Origin of the sequence: Gillisia marina (assembly GCF_000258765.1) — a bacterium.
In the GTDB taxonomy this organism is placed as follows: domain Bacteria; phylum Bacteroidota; class Bacteroidia; order Flavobacteriales; family Flavobacteriaceae; genus Gillisia; species Gillisia marina.
On sequence record NZ_AJLT01000018.1, the window covers coordinates 28207 to 45512 of the forward strand.

14 protein-coding genes, 2 tRNA genes and 1 pseudogene are annotated in these 17306 nt (G+C 35.8%); 7 read left to right on the forward strand and 10 right to left on the reverse strand.

Annotated elements, in window-relative coordinates; translation table 11 throughout:
* Positions 1-59 precede the first annotated feature (59 nt).
* Both mdh and secDF read left to right on the forward strand, forming a co-directional pair.
* Positions 60-986, forward strand: a complete 927-nt coding sequence (gene mdh, locus ON07_RS04850; protein ID WP_010228663.1) for a malate dehydrogenase — start codon at positions 60-62, stop codon at positions 984-986.
* A gap of 171 nt (positions 987-1157) precedes the next feature.
* A complete protein-coding gene (secDF, locus tag ON07_RS04855) occupies positions 1158-4142 on the forward strand; it encodes a protein translocase subunit SecDF (RefSeq protein WP_010228664.1) in 2985 nt (994 codons plus the stop codon).
* 430 nt (positions 4143-4572) lie between these two features.
* Here secDF and ON07_RS04860 read toward each other — a convergent pair whose 3' ends face one another.
* The 5 genes and pseudogenes from ON07_RS04860 to folE form a co-directional block, all read right to left on the reverse strand.
* Entirely contained in the window at positions 4573-5058 is a 486-nt protein-coding gene (locus ON07_RS04860) for a DUF192 domain-containing protein (RefSeq protein ID WP_010228665.1), read from the reverse strand.
* Positions 5055-5876 (reverse strand): prolipoprotein diacylglyceryl transferase, encoded by an 822-nt coding sequence (gene lgt, locus ON07_RS04865; protein WP_010228667.1) that lies wholly within the window; start codon positions 5874-5876, stop codon positions 5055-5057. Before lgt ends, ON07_RS04860 begins: the two co-directional genes overlap by 4 nt.
* A gap of 81 nt (positions 5877-5957) precedes the next feature.
* The gene (gene yidD, locus ON07_RS16150) at positions 5958-6182 is read right to left on the reverse strand and encodes a membrane protein insertion efficiency factor YidD (RefSeq protein ID WP_010228669.1); all 225 of its coding nucleotides are present in this window, start codon (positions 6180-6182) and stop codon (positions 5958-5960) included.
* A 10-nt stretch (positions 6183-6192) separates the two neighbouring features.
* A pseudogene (gene cysS, locus ON07_RS14565) lies at positions 6193-7679 on the reverse strand (cysteine--tRNA ligase).
* Positions 7680-7713: 34 nt separating this feature from the next.
* Positions 7714-8391 (reverse strand): GTP cyclohydrolase I FolE, encoded by a 678-nt coding sequence (folE, locus tag ON07_RS04875; RefSeq protein WP_193360279.1) that lies wholly within the window; start codon positions 8389-8391, stop codon positions 7714-7716.
* 147 nt (positions 8392-8538) lie between these two features.
* On the opposite strand from folE, the gene ON07_RS04880 reads away from it, so the two are divergent.
* Complete coding sequence (locus ON07_RS04880) at positions 8539-10395, forward strand: T9SS type B sorting domain-containing protein (RefSeq protein ID WP_155807140.1); 1857 nt, start codon at positions 8539-8541, stop codon at positions 10393-10395.
* Positions 10396-10467: 72 nt separating this feature from the next.
* Here ON07_RS04880 and ON07_RS04885 read toward each other — a convergent pair whose 3' ends face one another.
* From ON07_RS04885 to ON07_RS15885, 3 genes are all read right to left on the reverse strand, one after another.
* A complete protein-coding gene (locus ON07_RS04885) occupies positions 10468-11979 on the reverse strand; it encodes an OmpP1/FadL family transporter (RefSeq protein ID WP_010228675.1) in 1512 nt (503 codons plus the stop codon).
* On the reverse strand, positions 11976-12317 hold the full coding sequence (locus ON07_RS15880; protein WP_050915849.1) for a hypothetical protein: 342 nt from the start codon (positions 12315-12317) through the stop codon (positions 11976-11978). Before ON07_RS15880 ends, ON07_RS04885 begins: the two co-directional genes overlap by 4 nt.
* Before the next feature lie 84 nt (positions 12318-12401).
* The gene (locus tag ON07_RS15885; RefSeq protein ID WP_155807141.1) at positions 12402-13100 is read right to left on the reverse strand and encodes a hypothetical protein; all 699 of its coding nucleotides are present in this window, start codon (positions 13098-13100) and stop codon (positions 12402-12404) included.
* A 120-nt stretch (positions 13101-13220) separates the two neighbouring features.
* Here ON07_RS15885 and proS point away from each other — a divergent pair, with 120 nt between their 5' ends.
* The 4 genes from proS (at position 13221) to rpsT (ending at position 15445) form a co-directional block, all read left to right on the forward strand.
* Positions 13221-14699 (forward strand): proline--tRNA ligase, encoded by a 1479-nt coding sequence (gene proS, locus ON07_RS04895; protein ID WP_010228680.1) that lies wholly within the window; start codon positions 13221-13223, stop codon positions 14697-14699.
* Positions 14700-14946: 247 nt separating this feature from the next.
* Positions 14947-15018 (forward strand) — tRNA-Glu (locus ON07_RS04900).
* A 79-nt stretch (positions 15019-15097) separates the two neighbouring features.
* A tRNA-Glu gene (locus ON07_RS04905) sits at positions 15098-15169 on the forward strand.
* A 27-nt stretch (positions 15170-15196) separates the two neighbouring features.
* Positions 15197-15445, forward strand: a complete 249-nt coding sequence (gene rpsT, locus ON07_RS04910) for a 30S ribosomal protein S20 (protein ID WP_010228681.1) — start codon at positions 15197-15199, stop codon at positions 15443-15445.
* Between the two features lie 257 nt (positions 15446-15702).
* On the opposite strand, the gene yihA is transcribed toward rpsT, so the two are convergent.
* Both yihA and ON07_RS04920 read right to left on the reverse strand, forming a co-directional pair.
* Positions 15703-16308 carry a ribosome biogenesis GTP-binding protein YihA/YsxC gene (gene yihA, locus ON07_RS04915; protein WP_010228682.1) on the reverse strand — a complete coding sequence of 202 codons (606 nt, stop codon included), beginning with the start codon at positions 16306-16308 and terminating at the stop codon, positions 15703-15705.
* A gap of 10 nt (positions 16309-16318) precedes the next feature.
* Positions 16319-17083 (reverse strand): alpha/beta fold hydrolase, encoded by a 765-nt coding sequence (locus ON07_RS04920; RefSeq protein WP_010228683.1) that lies wholly within the window; start codon positions 17081-17083, stop codon positions 16319-16321.
* Between the last annotated feature and the right edge of the window lie 223 nt (positions 17084-17306).

Below are 17306 nucleotides of genomic sequence, written 5' to 3' on the forward strand. Positions count from 1 at the left end.
CTAATACATAATTTGTACTTTCGTACAAAATCAATAATTAATATTTAAAATCATATAAAATGAAAGTTACTATCGTTGGAGCAGGTGCTGTTGGGGCAAGTTGTGCTGAATATATTGCCATAAAGAATTTTGCTTCAGAAATTGTTTTAGTAGATATAAAAGAGGGTGTTGCTGAAGGAAAGGCAATGGATCTAATGCAAACTGCAACCCTTAACGGATTCGATTCTAAGATTGTAGGTTCTACAAATGATTATACCAAAACTGCCGGTAGTGATGTAGTTGTTATTACAAGTGGAATTCCAAGAAAACCGGGAATGACAAGAGAGGAATTAATTGGGATTAATGCCGGGATAGTCAAAGAAGTTTCTGGAAATTTAATTAAGCATTCTCCAAATACAGTAATTATTGTGGTGAGTAACCCAATGGATACCATGACATATTTAGTGCATAAAACTACAGGCCTCCCTAAAAATAGAATTATTGGAATGGGTGGAGCTTTAGATAGTGCACGTTTCAAATTTAGATTAAGTGAAGCTTTGGAATGCCCTCCGTCTGATGTAGATGGAATGGTAATAGGTGGGCATAGTGATACCGGAATGGTGCCTTTAACAAGATTGGCAACAAGAAATAGTATTCCTGTAACTGCTTTTCTTTCTGAAGACAGATTGAATCAGGTTTCTGAAGATACTAAAGTTGGTGGTGCTACACTAACAAAATTGTTAGGGACTAGTGCTTGGTATGCACCGGGTGCAGCTGTTTCATCAATGGTTCAAGCGATTGCTTGCGATCAGAAAAAAATGTTTCCATGTTCTGCTTTATTAGAAGGAGAATATGGGTTAAATGATCTTTGCATTGGGGTTCCTGCAATTTTAGGAAAAGATGGTTTGGAGAAAATCGTTGAAATAGAATTGACCGATGCTGAAAAAACTAAGATTAAAGAAAGTGCTGAAGGCGTTAAAAAAACGAATGATTTATTGACGTTTTAAGCATTATTCCTATCATATTTCAGTAAAAACTGAAACTCAAAAAAGACCACTTTTTAAGTGGTCTTTTTTATTGCTAAAAAGTTAAATTTTTCAAAAAAAAATAATTGGCATTTGAATAATGAAGTCCTATATTTGTCCGTTTTAAAAAATGACATTAAATAATAAAGAATAATGCAGAATAAAGGACTGATCAGGATTTTTGCGGTTTTATTTGGTCTGGTATGTATTTACCAGCTATCATTTACATTTATTGCCAGCGGAGTAGAGAGTGATGCAGAGGCATTTGCTAAGCAAAAAATAGGAACTAACGTAGAAGGATATTCTGTCCTGCGAGATGTTGAGGAAAGCAGATATTTAGATTCTATTGGTAATGATGAAATTATTGCTGGGATTACTTACAATTCGGCAAAAGATAAAGAGCTTAATAAAGGACTCGATCTTAAAGGAGGAATCAACGTAATCCTTCAAATTTCCGTAAAAGATATCTTAAAGGGATTGGCTAATAATAGTAACGATCCAGCTTTTAATAGGGCGCTAGCTCAAGCTGATGCTGCTCAAAAAGATAGTCAGGAAAGTTATTTAGACCTTTTTTTCGAGGCTTTCGAGCAAAATGAGGGGGCTAAATTAGCATCTCCAGATATTTTTGCTAATAAAACGCTTAGTGATCAGGTTAATTTTGAAATGACCAATGAGGTTGTTAAGCCTATTATAAGACAAAAAGTAGACGAATCGATCACTTCAGCTTTTGAAGTGTTGCGTAAACGTATCGATAAGTTTGGGGTTGCACAACCAAACATTCAGCGTTTAGGAAACTCTGGTAGAATATTGGTAGAGCTTCCTGGAGCAAAAGATATTGCTCGTGTACAGAAATTACTTCAAAGTACTGCTCAGTTAGAATTCTGGTATGTACATAAAAATACAGATTTCGGAAATTTCTTGATCAACGCAAACAACACTCTTGCGCAAATGGTTAAGAAGGACGATAAATCTGCAGAGGAAAAAGATACGCTTGCCGCTTCAGAAGAAGAGGAAGAGATCGAAGCATTACTTGCAAGTGCAGAGGATTCTTCCGAAGTTCAAACAGCAGACAATCCTTTATTGGATCTAATGGTTTCTCCAGGTTTTCAAGGAAGCCCGGTTATAGCTTCATTTTCTTCAAAAGATACCGCACAGGTTAGAGAGTATTTAAACAAACCTCAAGTGAGATCTCTTTTACCTTCAGAACTTCGTTTTGCAGAATTTGTATGGGGAGTTTCTAAAGACAATGTTTCAGATCTTTATGCTTTAAAAGGAGATCGTGAAATGCTTCCTGCGTTAACAGGAGATGTTATAACAGATGCATCACAAACCTACGATCAGTTAGGAAGAGTGGCAGTATCTATGCAAATGAATGGGAAAGGAGCTAAGATCTGGGAAGAAATGACCGGAAGAGCTTATAATGAAAAAAGCAACATTGCAATTGTTTTAGATAACGTTGTGTATTCTGCACCAGGAGTTTCTACAGGACCAATTAGTGGTGGTAGAAGTGAAATTACGGGAGATTTTGATATCACTGAAGGGCAGGATTTAGCAAACGTACTAAGAGCCGGTAAATTACCTGCTTCTGCAGATATTATTCAGAGTGAGATCGTTGGTCCATCTCTTGGTCAAGAAGCTATAGATAGTGGTGTGAATTCATTTCTTATCGCTTTGTCTATCGTATTGCTTTGGATGATTTTCTATTACGGAAAAGCTGGACTTTTTGCTGATATTGCTCTTGTAGTAAACATCGTCTTTATCTTCGGAATTTTAGCTGGTCTTGGAGCTGTACTTACCTTACCTGGAATTGCAGGTATCGTGTTAACAATTGGTATGTCGGTAGATGCAAACGTGCTTATTTTCGAGCGTATTAAAGAAGAATTAGCAAAGGGAAAATCACAAAAAGATGCGATTAAAGATGGTTTCAACAATGCCCTTTCTTCCATTTTAGATGCCAACATTACAACCGGTCTTACTGGTTTAATATTATTGATATTAGGAACAGGGCCAATTAAAGGTTTCGCGACTACCTTATTAATAGGTATTGCAACTTCATTATTTACTGCAATTTTCATCACAAGATTATTTATAGATGGATATGGGAAAAATGGAAAGTCATTAGCTTTTAGCACTTCTATTACTAAGAACTTATTCACCAACATGAATATTGATTTCTTAAGCAAAAGAAAAATAGCATATACGATCTCTGGAATCTTTATTCTGGTAAGTATTGGATCTTTCTTTTTAAATGGATTGAATCAAGGTGTAGATTTCGTTGGTGGTAGAACTTATACAGTGAGATTTGCAGATGATGTAAATTCATCTGAAGTTGAAAAAGATCTTATTGCTACGTTTGAAAGTGCTGAAGCAAAAACGTATGGTGCAAACAATCAGTTAAAGATCACTACAAAATATAAAGTTGATGATGAGGGAGAGGCTGTAGATACGGAAATTCAAAGAATGATGTATGATGCTTTACAACCTCATTTACCGGAAGATGTATCTTTCGAAGATTTCACAGTGGGTTCTAACGAGCGGGAAATCGGAATCATGGAATCTATGAAAGTAGGACCTACGATCGCCGATGATATTAAAAATGACTCATTCTGGGCAGTTTTAGGATCTCTAATCGTGGTATTCCTTTATATTTTATTGAGGTTTAGAAAATGGCAATACAGTTTAGGTGCTGTAGCTGCAGTATTTCATGATGTACTAATCGTGTTAGGTATTTTCTCTTTAGCTTATAATATCATGCCATTTAGTATGGAGATCAACCAAGCATTCATTGCGGCTATATTAACCGTAATTGGTTACTCTCTGAATGATACAGTGGTGGTGTTCGATAGAATTCGTGAATTTGCGAACGAGCACACAACATGGCCAAGGATGAAGGTGATTAATAGCGCCTTAAATAGTACTTTAGGTAGAACCTTGAATACTTCGTTAACTACTTTATTAGTATTGTTATCAATCTTTATCTTCGGTGGAGAAAGCCTTAGAGGATTTATGTTCGCAATGATCGTAGGGGTTATAGTAGGTACATATTCGTCTCTATTCATAGCAACTCCTGTAATGTTCGATAGTGATAAAAAGAAAGCTGCTAGAGATAGCAGAAAACAAAAAGAAGTTGTTGCTTAATAAATAGCAATCATTTAATATAAAAAAGCTGTTCAGTAATGAGCAGCTTTTTTTTTATTTGATTTATCTGGGAGATGACTCCTAGTTTCGGGATGATAGTATAGTAGAATTGTCACCCAGAATGGAGCGCAGCGAATAAAAGGATCTCACAATACAAGAGGAATAATTTAGCTAGAGATCCCTCCCGGTGGCGGGATGACAAATGTATAAAAATGTTATGCCTTCGTGAGGACTTTCGTGTAGAAGGGTCTTCTAAACTTTGGAGATATATCAATTGTAACTTGTTCTAAGATTTCGTAAAATAATATAACAGATGCTGAAATAAATTCAGCCTTACGCGATTTTAAAGTGTTGACGTCACCCTGTACGAAGGCTTTCGGGATTGTTTAAGGGTCTAAATAAGTAAGATTTTACAGAGAACTAGATGAGATTAGTTTCTGGAAATAATCATTTTATCTCCTTCTGCAAGATTCCATTGCTTTACTTTTCCGGCATTTACTTCTAAGATGAATTGAGCCGGAACTTTAGAGGGAAGCGAAGTTTCATCCAAAGGTTTCGCATTTTCTTGAAAACTGACTATGCTACTATCTTTTCCGAAGAAAATAAGGTCTAAGGGAATATAGGTATTCTTCATATAGAAGCTGTGCATAGCTTCTTCAGAATACACGAATAACATCCCTTGGTTTGCTTCCATTGATCTTCTGTACATCAAACCAGTTTGTTGCTCGTAAGCGGTTTCAGCAAACTCTATATCTAATTGTTGTATGGTGTCTTCAGCTTTTAAAAGAAACAATTCTCCTTCTTTTGTAAACTGAATTTCATCGGTCTCTATCGAAGTGTTCTTTGCTTCATCGGCACAAGAAAAAAATATTCCGAAGATAGCTCCGGCAATAACAATTCTCTTTAACCTTTTCATGCTGCAACTCTTTTTGAAGGTCTCAACATAAAATATAAACCGGCAAGAATAAATGGAATACTAAGCCATTGTCCAGTGTTTATAAGCCAAATTGCTCGTTCTTCTACTTGTGGTTCTTTAAGAAATTCTACAAAGAATCTTACCGTCCATAACAAGACTAGAAATAAACCAAAAAGAAATCCAATCTTTTGTTTTTTATCGGTTTTCCAATACACAAACCAAAGCATTAAAAAGATTAATAAATAGCAGAAAGATTCATATAATTGTGCCGGGTGCCTTGGGAAGGTTTCTCCTAAATTTTCAAATATCACCCCATAGTCACTATTGGTTGGTTTTCCTATGATTTCAGAATTCATAAAATTCCCAATTCTAATAAAAATTGCACCACTGGCAACGGGAATTACCACTCTGTCCAAGATCCATAAAATAGGTTTGTCCAATATATTCTTTCGATAAAGGTACATGGCCACAATAATTCCAATTGCTGCACCGTGACTTGCTAGTCCGCGAAAACCTGTAAATTCAAATTCTGGTTCAAAACGAACCGGAAGAAAAATTTCTAATAGGTGATGCTGGAAATAATCCCAATCATAAAAAAATACATGCCCTAATCTTGCTCCAATTAACGTTGCTAAAACGGTGTATATAAATAGCGGATCTAATTTTTCTTCTGAAACGCCTTCATTCTTATAAATACTTTTCATAATATACCACCCAAGTCCAAAGGCGATAAGGAACATTAAACTGTAATAATGAAGGGTGAAAAATCCTAAATCTAATCCTTCAGAAGGACTCCAGGTTATTGCGTTAAAAAGCATGTATTATTTTTTATAAGTGTATGGTAAAGATACATTTTTGCGCGGTTTGGCAATAATTCTTTAAAATAAATAGCATTATGATTATGGAACGGGATTGTGACCGGAGCCGCCCCAAGGATTACAACTTGCAATTCTTTTTAGACTCATCCATCCTCCTTTAAAAATCCCATATTTTTGAAGCGCAATAAGCGTATATTGCGAACACGTGGGTGTATATCTACAAGTAGCAGGAGTTAAGGGCGAGATCGCTTTCTGATAGAATTTTACCAGTAAAATAAAAGGATATGCCAGCCATCTTTTTAGCACGAGCTATGTTTTAATCTTCAAGAGTGAAAACAGTACCTTCTTTCCCGTCTTTTAATTGAATTCCCAAAGCCATCAATTGATCTCTAATTTGATCACTGGTTGCAAAATCTTTATTATTTCGTGCCTCGGCTCTAAGTTTAATAAGCAATTCTACAGTTCCTGAAAGTTTTTCAGAATTATCCTGATTGCTTACCGTAGTGTCTAACAAGCCTAGCACATCAAATATAAAATCGTGCATGCTCGTATGCAACAGCTCCTTGTCTTTTGCGGTAATTTGTTCGGTACCTTCTTTAATTCCTGTAATGAATTTTACAGCTTCAAATAATGTAGCGATTAAGATCGGACTATTAAAGTCATCATTCATCGCATCATAACAGCGCTGCCTCCATTCAGAAACAGAAAAAGATGAAGTTGATGAAACTGGTAGCTGAGAACTATATCTATATGCGTCCATCATCCTATTGAAACCTTTCTCACTTGCCAACAAGGCGGTGTTAGAAAAATCGAGAATGCTTCTGTAATTAGCCTGAAGCATAAAAAATCTTGCTACAGATGGACTAAAGCCTTTACTTAGATTATCATTATCCCCGGAAAATATTTCATTTGGAAGAATATTATTACCCGTGCTTTTTGCCATTTTTTGCCCGTTAAGGTCAGCATATTGGCATGCATCCAGTAATTTACAGGATTTTTCCCTGTAGAAGCTTCTCCTTGAGCGATTTCACATTCGTGGTGTGGGAATTTTAGATCCATTCCGCCTCCATGAATATCAAATTGTTCACCTAGATATTTGGTGCTCATCACTGTACATTCTAAATGCCAACCGGGAAAACCATCACTCCATGGAGATGGCCAACGCATAATGTGCTGTGTCTCAGCTTTTTTCCAAAGCGCAAAATCTTGTGGATTCTTCTTGTCGCTTTGAGCTGTAAGCTCACGAGTATTGGCAATCATGTCTTCAATAGATCTACCACTAAGTTTTCCGTAGTTATGATCCTTATTGAATTTGATGACATCAAAATAAACAGACCCATTTACTTCATAAGCAAAACCTTTTTCTAGAATAGTTTTAATAGTTTCGATTTGTTCAACAATATGCCCGGTAGCAGTCGGCTCGATGCTTGGCGGTAAATTATTGAATTTTTGAAGAGTATTATGGAAATCTACGGTATAACGTTGAACCACTTCCATAGGTTCTATCTGCTCTAATCTTGCTTTTTTTGCAATTCTATCTTCTCCGCTATCTGCATCATTTTCTAAATGTCCGGCATCGGTGATATTTCTCACGTAGCGGACTTTATATCCCAAATGTTTGAGATATCTAAAAATAAGATCGAAAGATATAAAAGTACGGCAGTTTCCTAAATGAACATTGCTATAAACTGTTGGTCCGCAAACATACATGCCTACATGACCTTCGTTTATTGGTTTAAAAATTTGCTTTTCTCCAGTGATGGAGTTGTAAAGTTTTAAGCTTTGTTCCTTATAAAGAGCCATAAATTATTGCTTCTTAAAATTTGTATTTTTTAACTTAAAATGAAGTGTCTAGCTTAATGTAATCTAGAAATTCTCTTCTTACAGAAGTTTCCTTAAAAGCACCACCAAATTCACTTGTCACTGTGCTGCTTTCTATATCGCGAATCCCCCTACTGTTAACACAAAGGTGTTTAGCATCAATTACACAAGCTACATCTTTTGTTCCTAAAGCTTTTTGTAGTTCTTGAACAATTTGCATGGTCATTCGCTCCTGAACTTGAGGTCTTTTAGCGAAGTAGTCTACAATTCTATTCATTTTGGAAAGCCCTATTACACTTCCACTGGAAATATATGCCACATGTGCTCTTCCAACAATAGGTAATAAATGGTGTTCACAGGTAGAATAAATGGTAATATTTTTCTCTACCAACATCTCTCCGTACTTATATTTATTTTCGAAAGTTGAAGCCTTGGGTTTTCTTTTTGGGTCTAAGCCGCCAAAAATTTCATTAACAAACATTTTAGCAACCCTTTGCGGAGTTCCTTTAAGACTATCGTCTGTAAGATCCATCCCTAAAGTTTGTAAAATATTTTTTACATCTTTATTTATCAAAGCAATTTTTTCTTCATTGCTTAAATCAAAAGCGTCTTCTCTTAAAGGATTATTTGCACTTGTAGAAACATGAGCATCGCCCATTTCATCTATTTTATTTTCCATATGGTCTATCTTCATAGCACTTTATTCAAAACTTGTAGTAATCTATATATTTGGCTTGCAAAGATACATATTTTATGACTCTCGAGGGCAAAGATTCTAAAAAGCCAAGTGTGGTAGTTGCTGTAAAATGTGTAATTTGCAATTGTTTGGTAATCATGATATATGAAGTTTCTAATACATTCTATACTGTTTGTCATTATCTCTCTGATGGGAGTGAGCCAAATTTATGCCCAAGGAGATCGTTGTTCTAGTATTCGGGCATTTTGCGCTGGGGAATCTCAATTTGTATTTCCAAATTCCAATGCTTTTAATGGGGATTTAGCCGTGGCAGAAAGTGGTCCAGACTATAGGTGTCTGGATTTTCAGCCCTATCCGGCATGGTTTTTTTTAAAGGTTAAAGATCCGGGTAGTCTCAATTTTAGAATTAGTCAGACTGTGAATTCTGATGGCACAGGTGAAACTTTAGATGTTGATTTTATTGCATGGGGTCCTTTTAATGAAGGCGACCCACTTTGCGGTTCAAGCGCGCTATCGGCTTCTAGAATAGTCGGGTGTAGTTACTCACCATCGGCTTCAGAAAATTTTATAATTAATAATGCTTCGAGAGGTCAGATTTACGTCGTTCTTATAAATAATTATTCCGAATTGCCAGGTTTCATAAGTTTAGAACAAACAAATTTAGGTTTAGCAAATGCTGGTACAACCGATTGTTCTATAATTAATATTCTAGGCGATGATCGGGCTTTATGTGAAGATATTCCAGTTCAGCTTACGGCTTCCAATGTGGAAGCAACTCGATATGAATATTATATTTTTGATGATAATGCTGATGATTTTGTGCTTTTGTCTAATCAGATTAGTCCTATTTTAACTGTGACCTCATCGGGACGTTTTAAAGTTATTGCAATAAATGATAATACAGGATTAGCGCTTGATGATGAAGTTTTAGTTGAATTTTTTGAAAATCCTATTGCTACAACACCAAATGATCTTTTGGGATGTAGCAATGAAGCAACAGCACTTTTTGACCTATCTCAGGTTTATGGGGAAATAACCGAGGATTCTCAAAATTCAATTTCATCTTTTGTTCTGAATTTTTATAGTGATGAAACAAATTTTGCTAACGATATTGCCATAGAAAATCCGACATCTTTTGAAGGGGAAGATGAGCAAAAAATTATCGCAACTATTACTAATGAAAGATCTGGCTGTGTGTCTAATGCCGTAGCATTTAAATTAAAAATTGCTTCGATCCCTGTGATGGAATTAGAAGCGGAGACAATATTTTGTATAGATGCTGATGGTAACCTGTTAAATACCGAGACAATAGGAAAAGATCTTGGTTCAGAATACATCTATAATTGGAATGTGGCTAATGATCCTGATGGAGATGGGGTGCAAAACCCTGTTTTATCGTTCACTGAAATTCCGGAGAATTCTGATATCTCATTGGAAATTATAAATAAACAAACCGGTTGTTCTAATAATTTTAATACTAAAATCACGTATTATTCGGCACCTAAAAATATTACTTTCGGGATCTCAGGAAACGATTTTGAAGATGGTTATGTGGTTACTGTAAATGCAAATGCCGCTTCAGGCACGACACCTGTTTATGAATATCAATTAGATAATGGTTCTTGGCAAATACAATCTAATTTCAATAATGTAAAACCGGGGCTACATACAGTTTCGGCTAGGGATATATTTGGTTGTGGGATGGCTACTTCTTCAGCATTCAGGCTCATTGGATATGCAAGATTTTTTACGCCTAATGGGGATGGTTTTAATGACACTTGGAATGTGATAAATGACCCTCAAGTTTCTATATCAAAAGTTTTAATTTACGATAGATACGGGAAACTGCTAAAACAACTAGATCCGCAAGGCAGGGGTTGGGATGGCACGTACAATGGAGAGATAATGCCGGCAGACGATTACTGGTTTGTAGTAGATTTAAGAGATCAAAACTCGGGAATAGTTTCAGAATTTACAGGACATTTTACCTTAAAAATGTAATTATTGAAAAATAAAAAAGCTCGGATCTTTTGTAATAGAGACCCGAGCATTTTTTATGAAATTATACTTTACTTAAATCCCGAAACTTAAGGATAGCACTACGCTTGAGAAATCCCTTTGAATATTTGCGGTATTAATAAGTCCTACCTGGTACAATTGAGGATTGTCTGTTCTGGAAGAGTGATCATAAGATAAATCTGCCTTTATAGCTCCAAAATCATATCCAACTCCAGCAGAATACCCATTTAAATCGCCTAAAGTGTTTTCATTTTTATAAGGACTTTCTTCAAATCTATAACCTCCTCTTAAACTCCAATTTTCAATTCTGTATTCTCCACCAATTTTGTAAGTGGATGCAGCTTTAAGGTTCTCTGATATCAAATTATTCTGAAAAATAAACTCAGGATCACTGGAAGGTCTTAATTCAGTGTTTGAAAAATCCTTGTAAGAATAATCAAAACTTACCAATCCATTGTCGCCAAAAAGTACAGCTAAACTTCCTGTTAATTTACCTGGTGTTTTTAAACGGTAGTCCGGGTATACATTTATAACGTTAGGATCTACGATAACCTGATCATTAAATTCGTCACTAAAAGTTTCTAAACGCTGAGTGGTTTGTTCTTCTATTAAATACCATGTTGGCGTATCATAAGTCAAACCTACTCTAACATTATCTGTAACATTAGCAATTGTTCCTAATTGAAGTGAAAATCCGTTCCCATTCGTGCTTAGATTGTTTGAAAAAACAATCTCATTCGTTTCGCTGCCGGCATTAGAATTCTCTTCAAATAATCGAGTTGCTCTATCATAATTTAAAAAATGAGCATTCAAATTGATTCCAAGATGCAGAAAATCTTGATACTTTGTAGCAAAATTGAAAGCGAATTTGCCATTTAAACCAGTCGCTATGTATGAATAGCGCTGATCAAAACTTCCAGATGCTACATTGGAGGTATATGAAGTGTTGCTTGGATCACTGCTAACAGGATCTATTATAAAACCTTGAAATCCTAAAAATGCTTGTTGCGCACCAAAACCTTCACTTTCCCCTAAGAATAAATAAAGATCTGTGATAGTTTCATTATCTATGGTTTCCAAAAGTTCCAACGGCACACCATTGGCAAATTCCAAAAAATAATTATCTATGGAAGTAGAGCTTGTTCCTAGAGCCAAAAAACTATCATCAAACGTGTTATTCTGTGAGTAGTTAACACCTAAAGTAAACCTTTTCCAAGGTGTATTTTCATTCGTACTATTAAAAACTAAAACAGCTCCGGCCTGATCGAAATATACATCAGAATCATCATTAGTAGTTACTCCATTAAAATAACGAGTGTCATTTTGCCTGTTATTATAGCTTAAAGTAACGGTTGCTGCACTGCTTAAAAATACCGCAGATCCGGCAGGGTTAATTGATATGGCTGAAAGGTCTCCCCCGAGTGCACCGAAGGCACCACTCATCGCTCTATACCTGGCAGTTCCCGATAATTGATCTGATGAATATCTCACAGCATCCGTAATATCTTGGGCTTGAGAAAAAGTCATAACCACTAGGGCTATGACTGTAGAATATAGCTTTTTCATAAAATTAAATATGTTTTTTTATTAATTACCTCTTCCTCTGTTGCTAGTTGATCTTGGAGTGGAGGATGAACTAGAACTTCTTCCGGAGCTTGAACTTCTAACTGCGCTAGAACTTCTTCCGGAGCTTGAACTTCTAACTGCGCTAGAACTTCTTCCTGAATTAGAACTTCTAACCGTGGAACTTCTGTTGGAATTTGAATTAGATGATCTTGAGTAGTTTCTACTACTTCTTCTCGGCGTAGAATTAACAGATGAACTCCTACTTCTAGAATACGTACCATCAGAATTGGATCTTGTATTATAGGTTCTAGTAGAAGTACTTCTTCTGGTAATACCATAATCGTCATTAGAACTTCTAATGTTTCGTATAGATCTAGAATATGTGGAAGTTCTTCCTCTGTTTTCTAAGTTAGATGCATTTCTTATAGCAGAATTCCTATTGCTACTTGCGCCTCTACGACCATAATTGTAAGCGACATTTCTTCTAAAATTATGTTGTCTTGAATTATAACTATGATATGGATTATAGTATCCACCACCTCCATAAATAAATGGATGTACAGAAAAACTATCCCATAGCCAAACCCATGACCATAACCGTACCCGTGACCATAGCCAAATCCATAGCTATAAGGATAGTAGAAGCCTGGACCATAAAATGGGCCATAGAAAAATGGGTTGTAAGCATAATATCCTCTCCTCCAAAATGGATAAGGATAGAAACCACCATAAAATCCGTCATTATAGATATTTATGGAATAGCTGTCTGGAGCGTTGCCCCAAGGCGCGTTTCCACCTTGATAAGTGGTGTTTTCGTTATTATAATCGTAGTTTCCAGTAGAGGAATAAGCATCAACATCAGTAAAAATAGCGTCTTCAGCTAAAACTTCTCCGTAAAGAGCAGCTTCTTCTTCAAACATTTTTTTATAATAATCGCCATTTTCTTCTCTCGTACCGTATTCTATTTCAGAAGAAACAACTTCTTCAATTTCATTATCTCCATAAATTCCGTCATTAGAATTTCCGGCGTATTGGTAAGAACCACAAGATGTCAACAAAAGGGTAGACACAGCGGCCATGAAGAAGTATATGGATTTTGGTATATAATTATAAAGTTTCATTAGCAGTTGTTTTAATTGTTGAACATTACAAAATTAGTTAGTTTTGCGCTAACTAGTTGCAACTTGAGTAAAATAGCTACAACGCTATTAAAAGTGCAACATTTATGCCAAATAACAGGAATGGGTAAGAAATTAACTGCTAGGAAAGAAGATTATTCGAAATGGTATAACGAATTGGTAGTCAGTGCCGATTTAGCCGAAAACTCCGCTGTGAGAGGTTGCATGGTAATTAAACCTTATGGTTATGCTATTTGGGAAAAAATGCAAGCTGAATTAGATAGAATGTTTAAGGAAACGGGGCATCAGAATGCTTATTTTCCATTGTTTGTGCCGAAAAGCCTTTTTGAAGCTGAAGAAAAAAATGCGGAAGGATTTGCAAAGGAATGTGCCGTAGTTACTCATTATAGGTTGAAAACAGATCCAGAAAACAGTTCGAAATTAATAGTAGATCCAGAGGCTAAATTGGAAGAGGAGCTTATTGTAAGGCCAACTTCTGAAGCAATTATCTGGAACACTTATAAGGGTTGGATTCAATCTTACAGAGATTTACCTATTTTAATAAATCAATGGGCTAATGTTGTGCGTTGGGAAATGCGTACCAGATTGTTCCTTAGAACTGCTGAATTTTTATGGCAAGAGGGGCATACTGCTCATGCAACAAAACAGGAGGCAATTGAAGAAGCGGAGCAAATGAATAATGTATATGCTGAATTCGCTGAAAATTTTATGGCTATTCCTGTAATTCAAGGAACCAAAACAGCAAACGAACGTTTTGCAGGAGCAGAAGAAACTTATTGTATAGAAGCTTTAATGCAAGATGGAAAAGCCTTGCAAGCAGGGACATCTCACTTCTTAGGACAGAATTTTGCTAAGGCTTTCGATGTGAAATTTGCATCAAAGGAAGGTAAATTAGAGCATGTTTGGGCTACTTCTTGGGGTGTTTCTACCCGATTAATGGGAGCCTTAATTATGACGCATAGTGATGATCAAGGATTGGTTTTACCTCCAAATTTAGCGCCTATACAGGTTGTAATTGTTCCTATATATAAAGGAGAGGAGCAATTAGATCAAATTTCTGAGGTTGCAAATCAGTTAGTTGCAGATCTAAAAAAAGTAGGAGTGAGTGTTAAATATGATAACAGAGACACTTATAAACCGGGTTGGAAGTTCGCACAGTATGAATTGCAGGGAGTGCCGGTTAGAATTGCTATAGGACCTAAAGATCTTGAAAAGGGAAGTGTTGAGCTGGCAAGAAGAGATACTTTGACCAAGGAATACGTATCTCAGGAAAATGTTGTAGAGAAGGTTAAAGGCCTAATGATTGAAATTCAGGAAAACCTACATAATAGAGCGAGAGAGTATCGAGATTCTCATATTACAGAAGTGAATACTTTTGAAGAATTTAAAGAGGTATTAAAATCTAAAGGGGGATTTGTTTCGGCTCATTGGGATGGAACTTCAGAGACAGAATTGAGAATAAAAGATAAAACTAAGGCTACAATTCGTTGTATCCCTATGGATCAAAAACAAGAAGATGGGAAGTGTGTTTTTACAGGGAATCCGTCTTCGCAGCGTGTTCTTTTTGCTAAAGCATACTAAGGAAAATTTAATTGTTGCTTTCTTAAAAGTTTTATAGTTGTTTTTTGAAAACAAAAAACAGGATAAAATTATATATTTTTGTAAGCTGAAGCTCTAAATAACTAGGTTATAGTAGCATTGTTGATATTTTGAGAGTATAAGTTTTTCGATGAAAAAGAAAGCTTTAAATATTTTCAGAAAAATATACATCAACATTTGCGTCATTAAAAAATAGTTGTATTTTTGCATCCGCATTAAAGCAAAAGCTGGTCCGTTCGTCTAGGGGTTAGGACGCATGGTTTTCATCCATGTAACAGGGGTTCGATTCCCCTACGGACTACAAAGCAATCTTAAGATTGCAAAACTTATAGAAATATAAGTTGGCCTGTCGAAAAACAGGTGTTTTTTGAAACAATAATGGTCCGTTCGTCTAGGGGTTAGGACGCATGGTTTTCATCCATGTAACAGGGGTTCGATTCCCCTACGGACTACTTTAAAAATAATTAAATACATTAGTAATGGCAAATCATAAGTCAGCGTTAAAAAGAATTCGTAGCAATGAGACCAAACGTCTTAGAAATCGCTACCAACATAAAACTACCAGAAACGCTATCAAGAAGTTGCGTGAGGCAGACAAAAAGGATGCTGAAACATTATATCCTTCTGTTGCTTCAATGATTGACAAATTAGCGAAGAATAACATCATACACGATAATAAAGCTGCTAACTTAAAGTCTAAATTGGCTAAGCACGTAGCTGCACTATAGTTTATAATTAGTGTTTAATATTTTTGGAACTGTTGAAAATGAAAATTTTCAGCAGTTTTTTTGTTGCTTGATTTTCTGGAAAGTTTTTAAATTTTAACTCGTCACCCTGAACTTGTTCCAGGGTCTCTACATAAGTATCTGGGATGCTGAAACAATTCTGAAGCTATCGGAACAGCATGACGATAACCTTGAATAATTCTATAAAAGCGAGATTTCTGAAATAGGGAAAAGCTAGATCTTCAGGAAAAAACTTAAACTTAATTGGAGATAAACTGATTGTTTAAGTTCTCGATATACTTAAGCACTTCTTCTCTTCCAAGATCATTTGTAGAACTGGTAACAAAATATACCGGCATTTCTACCCAGATTTCCAGCATTTTCTCTTTATATACTTCAATATTTCTCGTTAAAGCATTCGGCTTAAGCTTATCTGCTTTGGTAAAGATGATGCAAAATGGAATTCCGTGCTCTCCTAACCACTGCATGAACTCAAGATCTATGGGTTGTGGATTGTGCCTGCTATCTATAAGAACAAAAGCACACAGCATTTGCTCTCTATGCTCAAAATATTGGGTGATAAATTTTTGAAAAGTCTTCTTGATGGATTTTGAAACTCGAGCGTAACCATATCCCGGTAAATCCACTAAATGCCATTCTTTATTGATCAAAAAATGATTTATCAGCTGAGTTTTTCCTGGTCTTCCCGATGTTTTGGCGAGACTTTTTCTGGCCGTAAGCATATTGATGAGAGAAGATTTCCCCACATTACTTCTGCCTATAAAAGCATATTCCGGTAATTTACTGTTTGGGCATTTTGCAACATCGCTGTTGCTTACTACGAATTCAGAAGATTTTATAATCATTACTTAAATCTTAGAAAGATCTCTTTTGAAGCCACTCGAATAATAGCTCATTAAATGTATCTGGATGTTCCATCATTGCTGCATGTCCACATTCGTCTATCCAATAAAGATCTGAATCTGGTAGCAATTTATTAAAATCTTCAGCAACATCCGGTGGCGTAACATTGTCATTTCTACCCCAAATTATACAGGTTGGAGTTTGCATGTTCGGAAGATCATTTGCCATGTTATGACGAATGGCACTTTTGGCAATGGCTAAGGTTTTTACCAACTTGTTTCTGTCGCCAATAGTGTAGTAGACTTCATCTACAATTTCCTTAGTGGCAACCGCAGGATCGTAAAAAACATTTTGTGCTTTCTTCTTTATAAACTCATAATCACCACGTCTTGGGTAGCTTTCGCCCATTGCATTCTCATATAAGCCTGAACTTCCAGTAATCACCAAACCTTTTACTAATTCGGGATACATTTTTGTGCAAAGAAGGGCAATATGACCACCTAAGGAATTCCCTAGAAGAATCACTTCAGAAAAGCCTTTGGACTCAATAAAATCTTTGAGATATTTCGCAAAAGTTCCTACACTCGTTTTGAGTAAAGACATATTATAAAGTGGTAATTCTGGGATTAAAACTTTATAACCTCTTTCCGGGAAATAATTTACAACGCCATCAAAGTTACTTAGGCCACCCATGAGTCCATGTAAAATAACTATCGGTGTTCCTTCCCCTTTTTCCAGGTAAGTAAATTTTCCTTCTTGCTGTAAATCGTGTTCCATGAATGCCATTTGCAATTAGCAATCGCAAATATAGCGATTTCAGTACAAGTATAATCATTTTTACTTAATACACAGCTTTATTGAGGAACGCATTTACTCATTAAAAACACAAATTTTTCCTATTAAAATTTGCTTAAAATTTTCAATGAAAACCAAGAGTCTGAAACATAATGAACTAGCTCTATTTAGAAGTGTTTCAGCACAATAGGTGGAAAAACTTATC

Excerpts from the sequence above, each read along its gene's own strand:
- mdh (WP_010228663.1), top strand. The coding sequence starts at position 60 with ATGAAAGTTACTATCGTTGGAGCAGGTGCTGTTGGGGCAAGTTGTGCT.
- secDF (WP_010228664.1), top strand. The coding sequence starts at position 1,158 with ATGCAGAATAAAGGACTGATCAGGATTTTTGCGGTTTTATTTGGTCTG.
- ON07_RS04860 (WP_010228665.1), bottom strand. The coding sequence starts at position 5,058 with ATGAAAAGGTTAAAGAGAATTGTTATTGCCGGAGCTATCTTCGGAATA.
- lgt (WP_010228667.1), bottom strand. The coding sequence starts at position 5,876 with ATGCTTTTTAACGCAATAACCTGGAGTCCTTCTGAAGGATTAGATTTA.
- folE (WP_193360279.1), bottom strand. The coding sequence starts at position 8,391 with ATGAAGATAGACCATATGGAAAATAAAATAGATGAAATGGGCGATGCT.
- ON07_RS04880 (WP_155807140.1), top strand. The coding sequence starts at position 8,539 with ATGAAGTTTCTAATACATTCTATACTGTTTGTCATTATCTCTCTGATG.
- ON07_RS04885 (WP_010228675.1), bottom strand. The coding sequence starts at position 11,979 with ATGAAAAAGCTATATTCTACAGTCATAGCCCTAGTGGTTATGACTTTT.
- ON07_RS15880 (WP_050915849.1), bottom strand. The coding sequence starts at position 12,317 with ATGGTATTACCAGAAGAAGTACTTCTACTAGAACCTATAATACAAGAT.
- ON07_RS15885 (WP_155807141.1), bottom strand. The coding sequence starts at position 13,100 with ATGAAACTTTATAATTATATACCAAAATCCATATACTTCTTCATGGCC.
- proS (WP_010228680.1), top strand. The coding sequence starts at position 13,221 with ATGGGTAAGAAATTAACTGCTAGGAAAGAAGATTATTCGAAATGGTAT.
- rpsT (WP_010228681.1), top strand. The coding sequence starts at position 15,197 with ATGGCAAATCATAAGTCAGCGTTAAAAAGAATTCGTAGCAATGAGACC.
- yihA (WP_010228682.1), bottom strand. The coding sequence starts at position 16,308 with ATGATTATAAAATCTTCTGAATTCGTAGTAAGCAACAGCGATGTTGCA.
- ON07_RS04920 (WP_010228683.1), bottom strand. The coding sequence starts at position 17,083 with ATGGAACACGATTTACAGCAAGAAGGAAAATTTACTTACCTGGAAAAA.